Consider the following 14937-nt stretch of genomic DNA (forward strand, 5'->3'; position numbering starts at 1 on the left):
GTCTGAAAGAGCTTCAATTCCCACGCTACATGCGTACGGTCATGCCGCCGTCGACGGTCAGGACATGGCCGTTGACGAAGGATGCGGCATCGCTGGCAAGGAAGAGTGCGGCACCGGCAATCTCGTCCGGCCGGCCCCAACGTTGAACCGGAATGCGTTGGCGGACGAAAGGGGTCAGTTCTTCATTCGCAGCCATCGCGGCGTTCGTTTCCGTTGCAAACCAGCCCGGAGCGATGGCGTTGCTGGTGATGCCATAGGGACCGAATTCCACCGCCATGCCGCGCACGAGGCCGGTTAGTCCCTGCTTGGCTGCCGGATAGACGCAATCTCCGGGCATGACGACCTGGCCGCTGATCGAGGTGACGGAAATCAGCCGTCCGTGATTGCGCTGCTTCATCAAGCGGGCAGCATCGCGGGAGAGCATGATCGAGGCCGCAAGGTCCGTATTGAGCAAGGCGAGGATCGCCTCGTCATTAAAGTCGGCGAGTGGACGCCTGTCACGGGCGCCGACATTGTTGACCAATATGTCCAGCCGACCATGATTTTTCTCAATATCTGCCATTGTCGCGCGCTGCGCTTCGCGGTCGGCAATATCGAAGGTGGCCGCTTCGGCGGAGCAGCCTCGCGCTTGGATCGTCTGGACGGCTTCATTCAGCGTCGTCGCCGTGCGCCCGTTCAGGATGACGTGGGCGCCGGCATCGGCAAGCGCCTGGCCCATTTCGAATCCCAGCCCGCGTCCGCCGCCCGTAACCAGGGCGACCCGCCCTTTCAGGGAGAATCTCTCGAATATGCTCATGATATCTCCATCAGAGGTGTGGGTGACCACCGTGTTTTCACGATTATGGACTCAGTCAAGTAATTTTTGCAATAGCTGCAGGCGTAAATGGCACGAATGTGCCGTTGAGACAGCATTCGGGCAGTGGTAATCGGACTGCGTGGCGGCGTGTCGCGCCAGCGTCATGGCTCCATGCATTTTTGCCGCTGATGAATGCGGCAGGTGTGCTAATCCTGTGTTATCTCTCGGCCTGTTTCCGCCATGATCAGTAACGGAATGCGACAATGACCTCAGAATTTCTATCACACCTGCGCAGCGAGCTTGCCGGCTTGAAAGAAGCCGGTCTTTACAAGTCCGAGCGCGTCATCACCTCCAAACAAGCTGGCGAAATCGCGGTTGTCGGCGGAGCGCATGTGCTCAATTTTTGCGCCAACAACTATCTCGGCCTGGCCGACAATGAAGAACTCGCGGAGGCGGGGAAAAAGGCGCTCGATCGCTATGGTTACGGCATGGCCTCCGTTCGCTTTATCTGCGGCACGCAGGAAGAGCACAAGCAGCTCGAGGCCCGCATTTCATCCTTCCTCGGCATGGAAGATACGATCCTCTATTCCTCCTGCTTCGATGCGAATGGCGGCTTGTTCGAGACGCTGCTCTCCGAGGACGACGCGATCATTTCGGATGCGCTCAACCATGCTTCGATCATCGACGGTGTGCGTCTCTCCAAGGCCAAACGTTTCCGCTATGCCAACAACGACATGGCGGCCCTGGAAGAAGAGCTGAAGAAGGCTGAGGGCAGCCGTTTCAAGCTGATCGCCACCGACGGTGTGTTCTCCATGGACGGCATCATCGCCAATCTCGGCGGCGTTTGCGATCTGGCCGAAAAATACGGCGCCATGGTCATGGTGGATGACAGCCATGCCGTCGGCTTCGTCGGCAAGAATGGTCGCGGCTCGGCGGAGCATTGCGGCGTCGAAGGCCGGATCGATATCATTACGGGTACGCTCGGCAAGGCGCTCGGCGGTGCTTCGGGCGGCTATACCTCTGCCAAGGGCGAGGTCGTCGATTGGCTGCGGCAGCGTTCGCGCCCTTATCTGTTCTCCAATACGCTGGCGCCGGTTATTGCCGCCGCATCGCTGAAGGTCTTCGATCTGATCGAGAACGGCGCGGAGCTGCGGGCACGGCTCAAGGGCAATGCCGAGCTTTTCCGCAGCGAGATGACGAAACTCGGCTTCACGCTCGCCGGTGCCGATCACCCGATCATTCCCGTGATGCTCGGCGACGCCAAGCTTGCGCAGGATATGGCGGCGCTGATGCTGAAAAAGGGCGTCTACGTTATCGGCTTCTCTTTCCCCGTCGTGCCCAAGGGGCAGGCGCGTATCCGCACGCAGATGTCGGCCGCCCATTCGAAGGCTGACGTCGAAAAGGCGATCGCGGCGTTCGCGGAAGCCGGAAAAGAACTTGGAATTATTTGAGTTGGTTGGAGAGAACCGATCATGTCGAACATGATGAAAGCGTTGGTCAAAGCCAAGCCTGAGGTCGGGTTGTGGATGGAGCATGTTCCGGTGCCTGAGGTCGGGCCGAACGATGTCCTGATCCGGGTCAGGAAGTCGGCAATCTGCGGGACCGACGTCCACATTTGGAACTGGGATCAATGGGCGCAAAAGACCATTCCGGTGCCGATGGTTGTCGGCCATGAGTTCTGTGGTGAGATCGCCGAAATCGGCTCGGCTGTTACGAAGTATCACGTCGGCGAGCGCGTCTCCGGCGAAGGGCATATCGTCTGCGGCAAGTGTCGCAACTGCCGTGCGGGCAGGGGTCATCTCTGCCGCAACACGCTCGGCGTCGGCGTCAACCGCCCAGGTTCCTTCGGGGAATTCGTCTGCATTCCCGAATCGAACGTCGTTCCGATCCCGGACGATATTCCGGATGAGATCGCCGCGATCTTCGACCCGTTCGGCAATGCGGTGCACACGGCACTTTCCTTCGATCTGGTCGGCGAGGATGTGCTCGTGACCGGGGCAGGTCCGATCGGCATCATGGGAGCCATGGTCGCCAAGCGCTCCGGCGCACGCAAGGTCGTGATCACAGACATCAATCCGACCCGGCTGGCGCTTGCCCGCAAGGTCGGCATCGATCACGTCGTCGATGCTTCCAAGGAAAATCTTGCGGATGTGATGAAATCCGTCGGCATGACCGAAGGCTTCGACGTCGGTCTGGAAATGTCGGGTGCGGCACCGGCCTTCCGCGACATGATCGACAAGATGAACAATGGCGGCAAGATCGCCATTCTCGGCATCGCGCCGGCCGGCTTCGAGATCGACTGGAACAAGGTCATCTTCAAAATGCTGAACCTGAAGGGCATCTATGGTCGCGAAATGTTCGAGACCTGGTACAAGATGATCGCCTTCGTTCAAGGTGGTCTCGACCTCTCTCCGCTCATTACGCACCGCATCGGCATCGATGACTTCCGTGATGGCTTCGAGGCCATGCGTTCCGGCAATTCCGGCAAGGTCGTCATGGACTGGAACTGATCCCGACTGTCGCTTTACGGCATCGGTCGTGCAGGCCGATGCCGTGAACGCGCAGGTTTCTTTAGAATCCTCTTGTCATCGCGCAGGGACTTCCTAAATACGGAAAATAATTGAATATGACGCGCAGAGCCTGTGGATAAGGCTTTTTCGCGCATTTAATGGGCTTTTTTGCTGGAAAAGCTTGACGAGAACCAAAATTCTGGGAATCACCGTTTGACTTCGGAAAGAACGGTAAGACTGGATCGAGCGGATCACCTGATACCATGGCCGGAAACCTAGACGCAATCCAGCTTTGTACTTCGGAGCAGGTGATCGTGGTTAATCGGACATTAAAGATCATTCCGTAGGTGTTGGTCGGTGAGTCGAGGCTGGCGCAGGGCGTGCCGGCGCGATTGAAATGTTCTACCGCATGTGAGTTTGCAGCGTCAGGGAAAGCGACGATATAGAGATGGCAACAAAGGTCAAAGAGAACGAAGAAGCTGAAGTCGAGCGCGACGGCACCTCCGACGGCCCACTTCTCGATCTTTCCGATGACGCGGTCAAGAAGATGATCAAGGCCGCGAAGAAGCGCGGCTATGTGACGATGGACGAGCTCAACGCCGTTCTTCCGTCCGAAGAAGTGACGTCCGAGCAAATCGAAGACACGATGGCCATGCTTTCGGACATGGGCATCAACGTCATCGAGGACGAAGACGTCGAGGAGGCGGGTGCGGCCTCGAACGACGACGACGATGCCGGCGGCGACGACGACAGCGAAGGCGGCGAGCTTGCCCCTTCGACGGGTTCCGCGCTTGCGACCACCAAGAAGAAAGAGCCGACCGACCGTACGGACGACCCGGTGCGCATGTATCTGCGCGAAATGGGTTCCGTCGAGCTTCTGTCGCGCGAAGGCGAAATCGCGATTGCCAAGCGCATCGAGGCCGGCCGCGAAACGATGATCGGCGGCCTCTGTGAGAGCCCGTTGACGTTCCAGGCGCTGATTATCTGGCGCGACGAACTCAACGAAGGCACCACGCTGCTGCGCGAGATCATCGACCTCGAAACCACCTATTCCGGCCCCGAAGCCAAGGCTGCCCCGCAGTTCCAGAGCCCCGAGAAGATCGAGGCTGACCGCAAGGCTGCCGAGGAAAAGGAAAAGGCCCGTCGTGGCCGCGGTTCCTCCGACGACGACATCACCAATGTCGGCGGCGAGGGCCTGCCGATCGAGGAAGAGGAAGAGGACGAAGACGAGTCCAGCCTCTCGCTCGCTGCGATGGAAGCCGAACTGCGCCCGCAGGTCATGACGACGCTCGACACGATCGCCGAGACCTACAAGAAGCTGCGCAAGCTGCAGGACCAGCAGGTCGAACAGCGTCTGTCGGCTTCCGGCACGCTGTCTTCGGCACAGGAGCGCCGCTACAAGGAACTCAAGGATGAGCTGGTCAAGTCGGTCAAGTCTCTGTCGCTGAACCAGAACCGCATCGACGCTCTGGTCGAGCAGCTCTATGACATCAACAAGCGTCTCGTTCAGAACGAAGGCCGCCTGCTGCGTCTTGCCGAATCCTACGGCGTCAAACGCGACAGCTTCCTGGAGCAGTATCAGGGCGCCGAACTCGATCCGAACTGGATGAAGTCGATCGGCAATCTGGCTGCCCGTGGCTGGAAGGAATTCGCCAAGAGCGAAAACACCACGATCCGCGACATTCGCCAGGAAATCCAGAACCTTGCGACCGAAACCGGTATCTCGATCTCGGAATTCCGCCGCATCGTTCACATGGTTCAGAAGGGCGAGCGCGAAGCGCGTATCGCCAAGAAGGAAATGGTCGAAGCCAACCTGCGCCTCGTCATCTCCATCGCCAAGAAGTACACGAACCGTGGTCTGCAGTTCCTCGACCTCATTCAGGAAGGCAATATCGGCCTGATGAAGGCGGTCGATAAGTTTGAATATCGCCGCGGTTACAAGTTCTCGACCTACGCGACGTGGTGGATTCGTCAGGCGATCACCCGCTCGATCGCCGACCAGGCACGCACGATCCGCATTCCGGTGCACATGATCGAAACGATCAACAAGATCGTTCGCACCTCGCGCCAGATGCTGCACGAAATCGGTCGTGAGCCGACGCCGGAAGAACTGGCCGAAAAGCTCGCCATGCCGCTGGAAAAGGTGCGCAAGGTTCTGAAGATCGCCAAGGAGCCGATCTCGCTCGAAACCCCGGTGGGTGACGAAGAGGATTCGCATCTCGGCGATTTCATCGAGGACAAGAACGCGCTTCTGCCGATCGACGCCGCCATTCAGGCGAACCTGCGCGAGACGACGACCCGCGTTCTGGCATCGCTGACACCGCGCGAAGAGCGCGTGCTGCGCATGCGCTTCGGCATCGGCATGAACACCGATCATACGCTCGAAGAAGTGGGTCAGCAGTTCTCGGTTACCCGCGAACGTATCCGCCAGATCGAGGCCAAGGCGCTACGCAAGCTCAAGCATCCGAGCCGCAGCCGCAAGCTCCGGAGCTTCCTCGACAGCTGACGCTTGCCACAACCGGCACTGTCACGACATCGAACCCGGTTTGCGCAAGCGAACCGGGTTTTTCATTGAAATCTGATCGGGATAGAGGTGTTGGCTATGGCAAACAAATCGCCGGCTTTCGAATTGTCTTTGCCGCCACGGCTGCAGGATTTACTGGCTGGGTACGAATGGCGGCAGGATGCGCTTGGCTGCTCGTCGGCCTATGTCTTCCGGCTGGAAGCGGAAGGCCGCGCGCCGGTCTACCTCAAGACCGAGCTCATCGATCCGTTGGGGGAATTGTCGGGCGAGGTTGCGAGGCTGCGCTGGCTTGCCTTGCGGGAGCTTGCCTGCCCGCAGGTCATTGCGCATGAGAGGGACGATGAGCGGGAATGGTTGTTGATGAGCGCCCTTCCGGGCGCGGACCTTGTCAGCGAGGACGGGATGTCGCCGACCGAGCGCGTGCACCTTCTGGCGAATGCCTTGCGGCGTTTGCATGCTGTCGACATCGCGACATGCCCCTTCGATCATCGCCTGGACAATAAGGTTGCCGAGGCAAAGGCACATCTGCTTGCCGGCCGCGTCGATGAGGAAGACTTCGACGACGAAAGGCTCGGGAGATCCGCGCGGGACCTTTTCCGCGAACTTGAGGAGCGTCGGCCGGCAACGGAGGATTTCGTCGTCACTCATGGTGACGCCTGCCTCCCGAACTTCATGGCCGATGGCGATACGTTCAGCGGTTATATCGATTGCGGCCGCCTTGGTATTGCCGATCGCCATCAGGATATCGCGCTTGCTTGCGTCAGCATCGAACGAAACTTCGGTAAGGAGCTGATATCACAGTTTCTGAAGGTCTATGGCGATTTTGAGCCGCAGGCGGAAAAGATGGCCTACTATCAGTTGCTGGACGAGTTCTTCTAAACGGTGGATGCCTCTGCTTTCACGCCATGTGATCACGCAGGTTTGTTTTTGCGCCATTGCGGATCGTCCGGAGGCCTGACAAGTTCGATTTCGACGTCAGCCCCTTTCCGGGCGTGCTGTCGGATACCATATGTCAGCGACTTGACCATACGCTGATCTGTTTGCCGGTAAGGATCGAATGAATCGATGCGCTATGCCCTCTTGATAGCTTTCTCCTCGAGAGCCATACGCTGAACGATGGAAAAGCTTGCGGAAAAACGGGATAGGGAGATGAGGCCGGGCTTTGTCCTGTCGATCCTCCTGCACGTCCTGTTTGTCGCTATTTTCCTGCTGCCGCTGCTGCCGGCGCCTCCGCAGGCAAAGCCCGAGCAAAGCGTCAATGTCGAGCTCGTGCCGCAGCAGGAAGAAAAGCAGGAGCTTGCGACGAAGGCGAACGAGAAGCCGGACCAGCCTCCGAAGCCCATGCCCAAGCCTGACGAGACGCAGGCGCAGGAGACGGCAGGCTCCAAGGACAAGCCGCAGCAGCCTCAAGGAAAGAAATCCGACGAGCAGCCGCCAAAGCAATCCGATCCGAAGGGCAAGGAACATGCCGAGAAGCCCGCGACCAAATCGGCTGAGGCCAAAGCCGACAAGCCCGACGAGCAGGCGGAAAAGCCTGAGCCCAAAGCGGATGACGCCAGCGCCGACAAACCCCTCGAGAAGGCCGAGCAGAAACCTTCCGCCACAGAGACGCCTCTTCCGGATATGAAGGGCGATCAGAAGGACGCGACGACCACGCAGCAGGCCGAAGCTCAGCCGACCGATACGCCGCCAACGCCACCGAAAGATGCGGCGGCCGAACAACAGGCTGAAGCGCAGGCTGCTGCTGCCGCGCAAGCCCAGGCAGAAGCGCAGGCGGCACAACAGGCGCAGGCGGCGCAACAGCAGGCCGATGCCAAAGATCAGCAAGTGAATGCGGCTAAGCCGCAGGCAAGCGACGCTACGGCCAAAACTTCCTCCTCGGCGCCGGACGTCCTGACGACCAATGAGCCCTCGGATTCGCAGGTGCAGCAACCACAGGCGCCGTCGACCGATCAGAATATTCCGCAGGCTCGGCAGGCAGAACAGGCTGCGTCATCCGATCCTCAGCAATCTCCGGTCGGGCAGCCCAAAGATGAGGCGAAAGCCCCGCCGCAGATTGTCGTTCCGACGGTAAAGCCTTCGCCAGCGCCGCAAAGCTCTCAAAGTAAATCTGCTTCGAGCAGTCAATCCGGTTCCACGAGTGGCACCGGATTGGTCACCGAGCCGCAAACGCCTAAATCACTTGTGCCGAAGAGGGCTGTGCAGGCTAAGAAGCTCTATTCTGGTGCCGAGATGGCTCGATTGTCGAAGAGCGACTACGACGCTTGGAAGAAGCTGCCGCGGCGTGATCGAGTGCGTTATCTTTGCAACTCTGAAGAAAAGCTGCAATTTAGTCATGATCTCCACGCTGTAGGCTTCAATAACTCTGCGCTATCGCCTGCGTTGCTTTCAAACGTCAGTTTATTTGGCGATGGGCTTGTAGTAAACACGCCCAATGGCTTGCAAAGGGTAGCATTCACTTGTGAGGTTGACAGCGATGCACTTAAAGTTATCGCTTTTTCCTATACCCTTAGAGGGGCTGTTTCCCCGAGTCAGTTGGACAGATCGCGCTTTTTCGGAAATTGATTCCGACCAGTCGCCATCGGCTTTCCGCTGAAACAATAGTTTATTGTTAGCCCAAATCGAAATTCGGATCATTTCATCATACAATTGCCTGTATCTCCCTGATTCAGTGTCCTCCCATCGCACATTTCTACGATCCCTATGTCCTCGATTACAGCCGATTCCAATTCCGCGGCCGCCAGCCGCTCCGCCTTGCGTGGCGTCCTTGTGGCATTTTCGGCCTATGCGGTATTTGCCTTCAGCGATGCCTCGATCAAGATCCTGCATGGTGTTGTTCCCTCCTATCAGGTCGCCTTCATCGGAGCGTTGTTCGGCTTTGCGGCGGTGCCCTTCCTGAAGAGGCGGGAGGATGCCTGGCTCGACATGGTGAAGACGTCGAACCGGCCTATGTGGCTGCTGCGCTTCATTTGCGGCGCGATCGGAGCGATCTGCTCCGTTATCGCTTTCACCAAGCTGCCGATGGCGGAAGCCTTTTCGCTACTGTTCCTGCTGCCGTCTTTCGTGACGATCCTCTCGGTGATCTTTCTTAAGGAGGATGTGCGTTGGCAGCGCTGGACAGCGGTCATTCTCGGCTTCGTCGGCGTGCTGATCGTTTTGCGTCCCGGCTTTCGCGAACTCTCTGTCGGCCATTTCTGCGCGGCGGTTGGCGGCCTTGCCGCTGCAATCTCGATCGTCATCAACCGCGCGCTTGGTTCGAAGGAAAAACGCATTTCGCTCTATGGCGCTGGTCTCTTCGGTACGCTGATCGTTAGTGGCTTCCTCATGATTTCGGAGGTTACAGCGCCGACTGCGACACAGTGGATCTTCCTGGCGAGTTACGGCCTGCTGGGTGCGCTCGGCAACGTGTTGCTGATGAATGCGGCTCATATGGCTCCGGCCAATCTGGTCGCGCCGCCGCAATATAGCCAGATGCTCTGGGCGATCGTCTTCGGTTATCTTTTGTTCAACGACAGCATCGACATGCCCATGGCTTTCGGTATCCTCCTCATCATCTTCTCCGGTCTGCTGACGCTGGCGCGGGAGCGCAAACGCGGCACGCCGCTGCCGACGGCCGTTGCCGGCAATACCCAGGCAGCCTTCGCCACGGCGCAGGAGGATGAGCCTAAAGCTGCGGAGCGATAATGCGACCCGGGCAGCGTGGGATCGAGATTGCCAGCCGCACCGCCGCCGCGCTAAGCTTTGTCAGCATCCCCGATTAGGGATGTTAGCTCGTTGAGGAAGCGACACGGATGAAGCCCGGCCAATTCAGGATATTCCGAACTCCGCTTGCCGGCGTCGAGGCCGTGAAGGCGGAAACGGGCCACAGCTTTCCCAAGCACACGCATGATCAGTTCGGCATAGGCCTGATCGACGCCGGTGCCCAGGCTTCGCTTAGCGGACGAGGCATGGTGCGGGCCGAGGCTGGCGATATCATCAGCGTCAATCCGAACGAGGTGCATGACGGCATGCCAGTTGGCGACAGCAGGGCGTGGTCGATGCTCTATTTCGATCCGCGAGTCATTGCCGATCTGTTGCAGAATATCGGCGAGGGCGGGATGGGTGAGGTGGAGTTCCCGTCTCCGGTCATTCGCAACGCCGAACTGGTTTCGAAGTTCAGGACTCTGTTTCCGCTTCTGATTGACCAACCAGCGCCGCAGGATGGCCTGTTGCGGGATGGGTTGCTGTTGTCCCTCGTTGCTCGTGTCATGAGCGAGAGCGGGCAAAGTTTACGCGATGTCGCCGCCCCTGCCGCCATCGGCCGCGCCCGCGAGTTGATCGATGACGATCCCGCCGCACCTTTCACTCTTGCCGAACTCGCCAATGTCTGCGGGCTCAGCCAGTTCCAATTCCTGCGCGCGTTCAGCAAGGCGACGGGGCTTACGCCGCATGCCTATTTGCTGCAACGTCGTATCCAGGAGGCGCGGCGGCTGATTGCGCTTGGCACGCCGCTGGCGGAAGCGGCCTTTGCCTGTGGTTTTGCCGATCAAAGCCACATGACGCGGCTCTTTGTGCGCAACTTCGGCGTCTCGCCCGGTGCCTATGCGGCAGCGTGCTGACGCCTCTGCAATTTCATTCAAGACCGCGCGATGGCGACGGGGTTTTCTGCGGCGCCAGTCGAGACTGCAGAAGGAGAGATCATGTATTTCCGTCATTCGAGCGAGATGTGGAGCGAGTTTCCGGAGTTGGTTCCCGGCGTACTCTTCGCTGAAGGGGTTACGGCCGATGCGATCGTTGCGGACCGGATTGCGGGCTACCATACGGTCGCTGCGGAGCGTCTGGCGCAAGGCACCGAGGGCGAAATGCCGGAAATTCAGGCTTGGCGGCGCGCCTTTTCCAAAATGGGGATGAAGCCGACGCAATATCGCTGTGCTTCCGAGGCTTTGCTGCGCCGTTTTCGTCAGGAGGGATCGCTGCCGCAGCTGCATCCGCTCGTCGATCTCTGCAACGCCATCTCCATTGCATTCGCCATTCCGGTGGCCGTTTTCGACCTTGAAAATGTCTCAGGCGATCTTGAGGTGCGTCACGCGCACGGCAGCGAGTCCTATCTGACCTTTTCTGGCGAGGCGGAGCACCCGGAACCGCGCGAGGTCATCTTCGCCGATACGGCTGGGCAAGCGCACGCTCGGCGCTGGACCAACCGGCAAAGCGGTCTTTCCGCGGTGCGTAAGGAGACGCGATCCGTGCTGATCGTGGCCGAAGCCCTGCACAGTTCGGCAAGCAGCGACGTGTCGCGTCTGATTGATGTGCTTGCGGCTGAGCTGGCTTCTGTCTGGCTGTTGCAGACTAGGCGAGGGGTTCTCAGTCCTTCAGCGCCGCGATTTGATCTCTCGGCTGATGGAAATGTTGAAGCAAGACAACATCGAGGCTGACACGCAGCTGGGTCGCGTCCCGTTACCCCAGCCGATCTGCCTTGCGATCGCTGATGCCGACATCTCGCAGCAAATGCGGGCTGGCCGCCTGGAGTGTATCTCGCCGTCTACTCACTCGTGTCGATGCCTTTGGCACATGGCCGCACCAGCGGATTGATCGAGCCAGGTATCTGATGAACAGACGTACCCAGTTATTTCTATGATCTATTCTCATCTATTCAGGCCCGTCTGATTTCTCGAAATAGACAGATGCTCCTGAAATTCAGCCATGTATAATGAAGCTTCCGGTAATCAAGCATGCAGGATTTTCATGGGAAAGCGGCCACTTCCACCTCTATCGGTGCTGCAGGCATTTTGCGCCATCGCCGAAACCGGTGGGTTTGGTCGCGCGGCGGAGCGCATCGGTCAGACGCAGACTGCGGTCAGCCATCAGCTCGCGCAGCTGGAGGGGTGGATCGGAGGACGGCTGTTCGATCGCGGCCGGCATGGGGCAAGGCTGACGCCGTTGGGCGCGCGCCTGCATCCGGCCATTGCGGAGACCATATCCAAACTCGAGATGGCGCTTCACGAGGCGCGCGCCAGTGTCTCGGTCCAAACTGTCTCAGTCTCCGTTTCCCCGGAGTTTTCGAGCCAATGGCTGGCATCGCGATTGCCGGATTTCTGCCAGCGGCATCCGGAAGTCGAACTGAAAATGGCAGTCGGCTATCAACGACCGGATTTTCAGCCCGGCGGTCTTGATCTGGCGATCTGGCTTGGCCGCGCCGAGACCGGGCTCGTCCAGGAGGAGTTGCTGATGGATGAAGAGTTTGTCGTCAGCTCGCCGGCGCTGTCAAAACGACTTCCTCCGCGTCACGCGATCATGGCGGCGCCACTGCTGCGCTATGCCGGAATGCGCCATACGACTTTGGATTGGCAGCGCTGGTACGAACAGATCACCGGCGCGAGCAGCGAGGCGGATCCGCCATTCGATATCGCACAGGCCGTGGCGAGCAGCCGCTTGTTCGAAACCTTTGCCGACATGCTTGAGGCGTGCCGTCAAGGGCAAGGCTTTGCGCTGGTTCGCAGTTCGCTGGTTGCCGGCGATATCGCCGAGGGAAAGCTGGTCCGCTGCTTTGTCGAGGTCCAGCCGGCGGCTGTGAGCTACAATCTGCTCTATCTGCCAAACGCGCTGCTCAATCCATCGGCTGCGCTATTCCGCAGCTGGCTGCTTTCGCAAGTCCGTTCATCGGCCTAAGACTTTCGAAAGCTAGCACAAGTCTCAATCGCGCAGTCTCACGAGGCCCGCCTCGGTGGAGACAAAACCCGTGCGGCGATAGAAATGGGTGAGGTGCGGTTCGAAGTCGACATGTAGCCACTCCGCGCCGCGTGCGCGCGCCAGGATCTTTGCTCTTTCGACGAGGCCGGTTGCGATGCCCTGTCTTCGAAATCCGGGATCCACGCAGGTATCGAGAACGAAGGCGTGAATGCCGCCATCCCAGGCAACGTTTACAAAACCGATGAGCTTGGAGTCGGAAAATGCGCCGACATGGGCGAGGCTTCGCGACAGGATCGAAGAGAAGTCGCGCCGCGCGGAAGTGGCATTTCAGGCGATCGCCCAGAGTGCGTTTAGGGCCTCGTTTCCGGGATTTGGATCGTCCCTGTATTCAATTTCCATGTGTACTCCAGCAGGTAGCTGCGTCGCTGCTTTCTTATATCCGTCGTCCCGCGCCGGAAAAGATTATGTCATCTGTCGGATATCGCCCTGTCCGAACGTCCTTCGATGGCGAATGTTTCTAATTGAGGAGATAGAAATGCCCTATGTCGATGGTTTTATTGTCGCCGTTCCGAAAGATAAGCTGGAAGCTTACAAGGCATTGGCGCAAAAAGGGGGTAGAATCTGGAAAGAATATGGTGCTCTCAGCTATGTCGAGGCAGTCGGCGACGATGTTCCTTATGGGGAATTGACGTCTTTCCCGCGGGCGGTGCAAGCGACGGAAGATGAAGTGGTCGTCTTTTCCTGGATCACTTATGAATCCCGGCAGAGCCGCGACGAGATCATGGCAAAGGTCATGGCCGATCCACGCCTGGAGGGGGGGATGCAGAACATGCCTTTCGACGGTCGTCGGATGATCTATGGCGGGTTCAAAAGCATCGTGGAAATGTAGGCGGCCCAGGGCGCGGCCTTGACAATTCACTGCCGCGCCCGACCTGATGCGGATCGCTATCATTGGGAAAAGTCATGCCGCAAACCATCATCACCCTGTCCACTCGCGGGCAGGGGCTCTACGAATTTACGGAACAGGCTGCGCAATTCGTTCGGACCACGGCAGCGGGCGGCGAGGGGCTTTTGACAGTCTTTGTACGCCACACCTCCTGCTCGCTGCTCATTCAGGAAAATGCCGATCCCGATGTGAAAACCGATCTCAATGCTTTCTTTCGCCGTTTGGTGCCACCGTCCTCCGACCCCGCGATGCACTGGATCGTTCACACGACAGAAGGGCCGGACGATATGCCGGCGCATATCAAGGCGGCATTGACGCAAGTGTCGATCGGTATTCCGGTCATGAATGGTCGCCTCGCGCTCGGCACCTGGCAGGGCCTCTATCTCTTCGAGCACCGCGACCGGCCGCACCGGCGCGAAATCGTTCTGCATCTCTCTGCGTAATCGCCGCAATTTTGGCCACTAACCAATTGTTAATCCCCATGAATACAATCTGAATGGCCAATTCGCGTTCGGTTCAGCTTGGCTGACGTAGCGTGATCTCAATCCCAAAGGCCTTGAGCCGAATAGCGGGATTGCAACAATCCGAAGCTAGGATTTGAAGGAGAAACACCCATGTCCAATCTTTTCGCCAAGGCAGGTATTGCAGCCCTCGTCGCGCTCGGCGCCATTTCTGCAACCGCTGTTACAGCCTCGGCCAATGATTTTCATCCTGGCATCCAGCAGGCCCGCTACGATCACTATCGCGGTCGTTCGTGCTCGCCGGTTCTGGCGGTTCAGAAGGCGCGAGACATGGGCCTGCGCCGTGCTCGCATCGACAACATCACGCCGCGCCGCGTGGTCGTCGAAGGTTTCGGCCGCCGCGGACCGGATCGTGTCGTTTTCGCCAACGTTCGCGGTTGCCCGCTGATCCGCCGCTAATGGTAGCGACCGGATTGCCCGGGTTTTCCACATCTATACGTTAGATCTGAAGCCGCCTTGGCAAGCGAGGCGGCTTCATTTTGTTACGGTGTGCTATTATCGGCCGTCTGGTGTGATCTTGGCGTTCATTGTACGTGAATATTAGGCGGCGTGGACAAATTTGAGCCAGTATCTGGCGGTGGCCAGATGGACCATGCCGAGGAAGCTGTTTGCCAGTTGGTCGTAGCGTGTGGCGATGGCGCGGTTGATTTTAAGATGGCCGAACATGCGCTCGATGCGGTTCCGCTGCTTGTAGAGCGTCCGATCATGCTTGATCTTCACGCGACGGTTTGAGCGGCCAGGTATGACAGCCTCAATTTTCCGTTCGGCAAGGTCAGCACGGATCGCGTCTGCATCGTAACCCTTGTCGGCAAGCAGGGCATCGGGCGCGCGTTCGGGCAGACGGATCAGGGCGTCATATGCCTTGCAATCTGCCGCTTTGCCCACGGTTAGGTGGAAGGCGAGCGGTCGTCCGAGGGCATCAGCAAGACAGTGAAGTTTACTGGTGAACCCGCCCCGCGAGCGGCCAAGAGCGC

General features: G+C 58.8%; 14 protein-coding genes and 1 pseudogene. 12 read left to right on the forward strand and 3 right to left on the reverse strand.

All coding sequences use genetic code 11. The annotated features are described in order from the left end of the window. Positions 1 to 25: 25 nt before the first annotated feature. Complete coding sequence (locus tag GGD46_RS08055) at positions 26 to 796, reverse strand: SDR family oxidoreductase (RefSeq protein WP_184703196.1); 771 nt, start codon at positions 794 to 796, stop codon at positions 26 to 28. 263 nt (positions 797 to 1059) lie between these two features. On the opposite strand from GGD46_RS08055, the gene GGD46_RS08060 reads away from it, so the two are divergent. From GGD46_RS08060 to GGD46_RS08100, 9 genes are all read left to right on the forward strand, one after another. Continuing rightward, positions 1060 to 2247, forward strand: coding sequence for a glycine C-acetyltransferase (locus tag GGD46_RS08060; RefSeq protein WP_184703197.1), 1188 nt, complete (start codon positions 1060 to 1062; stop codon positions 2245 to 2247). Positions 2248 to 2268: 21 nt separating this feature from the next. Further along, positions 2269 to 3306, forward strand: coding sequence for an L-threonine 3-dehydrogenase (gene tdh / locus GGD46_RS08065; protein WP_184703198.1), 1038 nt, complete (start codon positions 2269 to 2271; stop codon positions 3304 to 3306). Positions 3307 to 3754: 448 nt separating this feature from the next. After that, on the forward strand, positions 3755 to 5812 hold the full coding sequence (rpoD, locus tag GGD46_RS08070; RefSeq protein ID WP_184703199.1) for an RNA polymerase sigma factor RpoD: 2058 nt from the start codon (positions 3755 to 3757) through the stop codon (positions 5810 to 5812). Between the two features lie 96 nt (positions 5813 to 5908). Continuing rightward, complete coding sequence (locus tag GGD46_RS08075; protein WP_184703200.1) at positions 5909 to 6709, forward strand: APH(3')-II family aminoglycoside O-phosphotransferase; 801 nt, start codon at positions 5909 to 5911, stop codon at positions 6707 to 6709. A gap of 237 nt (positions 6710 to 6946) precedes the next feature. Beyond that, positions 6947 to 8395: a DUF930 domain-containing protein gene (locus GGD46_RS08080; protein ID WP_184703201.1), complete on the forward strand. Its 1449-nt coding sequence runs from the start codon at positions 6947 to 6949 to the stop codon at positions 8393 to 8395. Between the two features lie 138 nt (positions 8396 to 8533). After that, on the forward strand, positions 8534 to 9514 hold the full coding sequence (locus GGD46_RS08085; protein WP_184703202.1) for a DMT family transporter: 981 nt from the start codon (positions 8534 to 8536) through the stop codon (positions 9512 to 9514). 107 nt (positions 9515 to 9621) lie between these two features. Further along, positions 9622 to 10428 (forward strand): AraC family transcriptional regulator, encoded by an 807-nt coding sequence (locus GGD46_RS08090; protein ID WP_184703203.1) that lies wholly within the window; start codon positions 9622 to 9624, stop codon positions 10426 to 10428. Positions 10429 to 10509: 81 nt separating this feature from the next. Then, positions 10510 to 11241: a B3/4 domain-containing protein gene (locus tag GGD46_RS08095; RefSeq protein ID WP_184703204.1), complete on the forward strand. Its 732-nt coding sequence runs from the start codon at positions 10510 to 10512 to the stop codon at positions 11239 to 11241. Positions 11242 to 11551: 310 nt separating this feature from the next. Further along, positions 11552 to 12475 carry a LysR substrate-binding domain-containing protein gene (locus GGD46_RS08100; protein ID WP_184703205.1) on the forward strand — a complete coding sequence of 308 codons (924 nt, stop codon included), beginning with the start codon at positions 11552 to 11554 and terminating at the stop codon, positions 12473 to 12475. A gap of 24 nt (positions 12476 to 12499) precedes the next feature. Here GGD46_RS08100 and GGD46_RS08105 read toward each other — a convergent pair. Then, positions 12500 to 12895: pseudogene (locus tag GGD46_RS08105) on the reverse strand (GNAT family N-acetyltransferase). A 136-nt stretch (positions 12896 to 13031) separates the two neighbouring features. Here GGD46_RS08105 and GGD46_RS08110 point away from each other — a divergent pair. From GGD46_RS08110 to GGD46_RS08120, 3 genes are all read left to right on the forward strand, one after another. Next, on the forward strand, positions 13032 to 13385 hold the full coding sequence (locus GGD46_RS08110; protein ID WP_184703206.1) for a DUF1428 domain-containing protein: 354 nt from the start codon (positions 13032 to 13034) through the stop codon (positions 13383 to 13385). A 74-nt stretch (positions 13386 to 13459) separates the two neighbouring features. Next, positions 13460 to 13885, forward strand: a complete 426-nt coding sequence (locus GGD46_RS08115; RefSeq protein ID WP_184703207.1) for a secondary thiamine-phosphate synthase enzyme YjbQ — start codon at positions 13460 to 13462, stop codon at positions 13883 to 13885. A gap of 171 nt (positions 13886 to 14056) precedes the next feature. Next, complete coding sequence (locus GGD46_RS08120; RefSeq protein ID WP_184703208.1) at positions 14057 to 14362, forward strand: hypothetical protein; 306 nt, start codon at positions 14057 to 14059, stop codon at positions 14360 to 14362. Between the two features lie 141 nt (positions 14363 to 14503). Here GGD46_RS08120 and GGD46_RS08125 read toward each other — a convergent pair. Then, positions 14504 to 14937 (reverse strand): IS5 family transposase (locus GGD46_RS08125; protein WP_184703209.1); only part of this gene is annotated, 434 nt, incomplete at its 5' end.

This window comes from Martinezella lusitana, assembly GCF_014207095.1.
GTDB lineage: Bacteria > Pseudomonadota > Alphaproteobacteria > Rhizobiales > Rhizobiaceae > Rhizobium > Rhizobium lusitanum_B.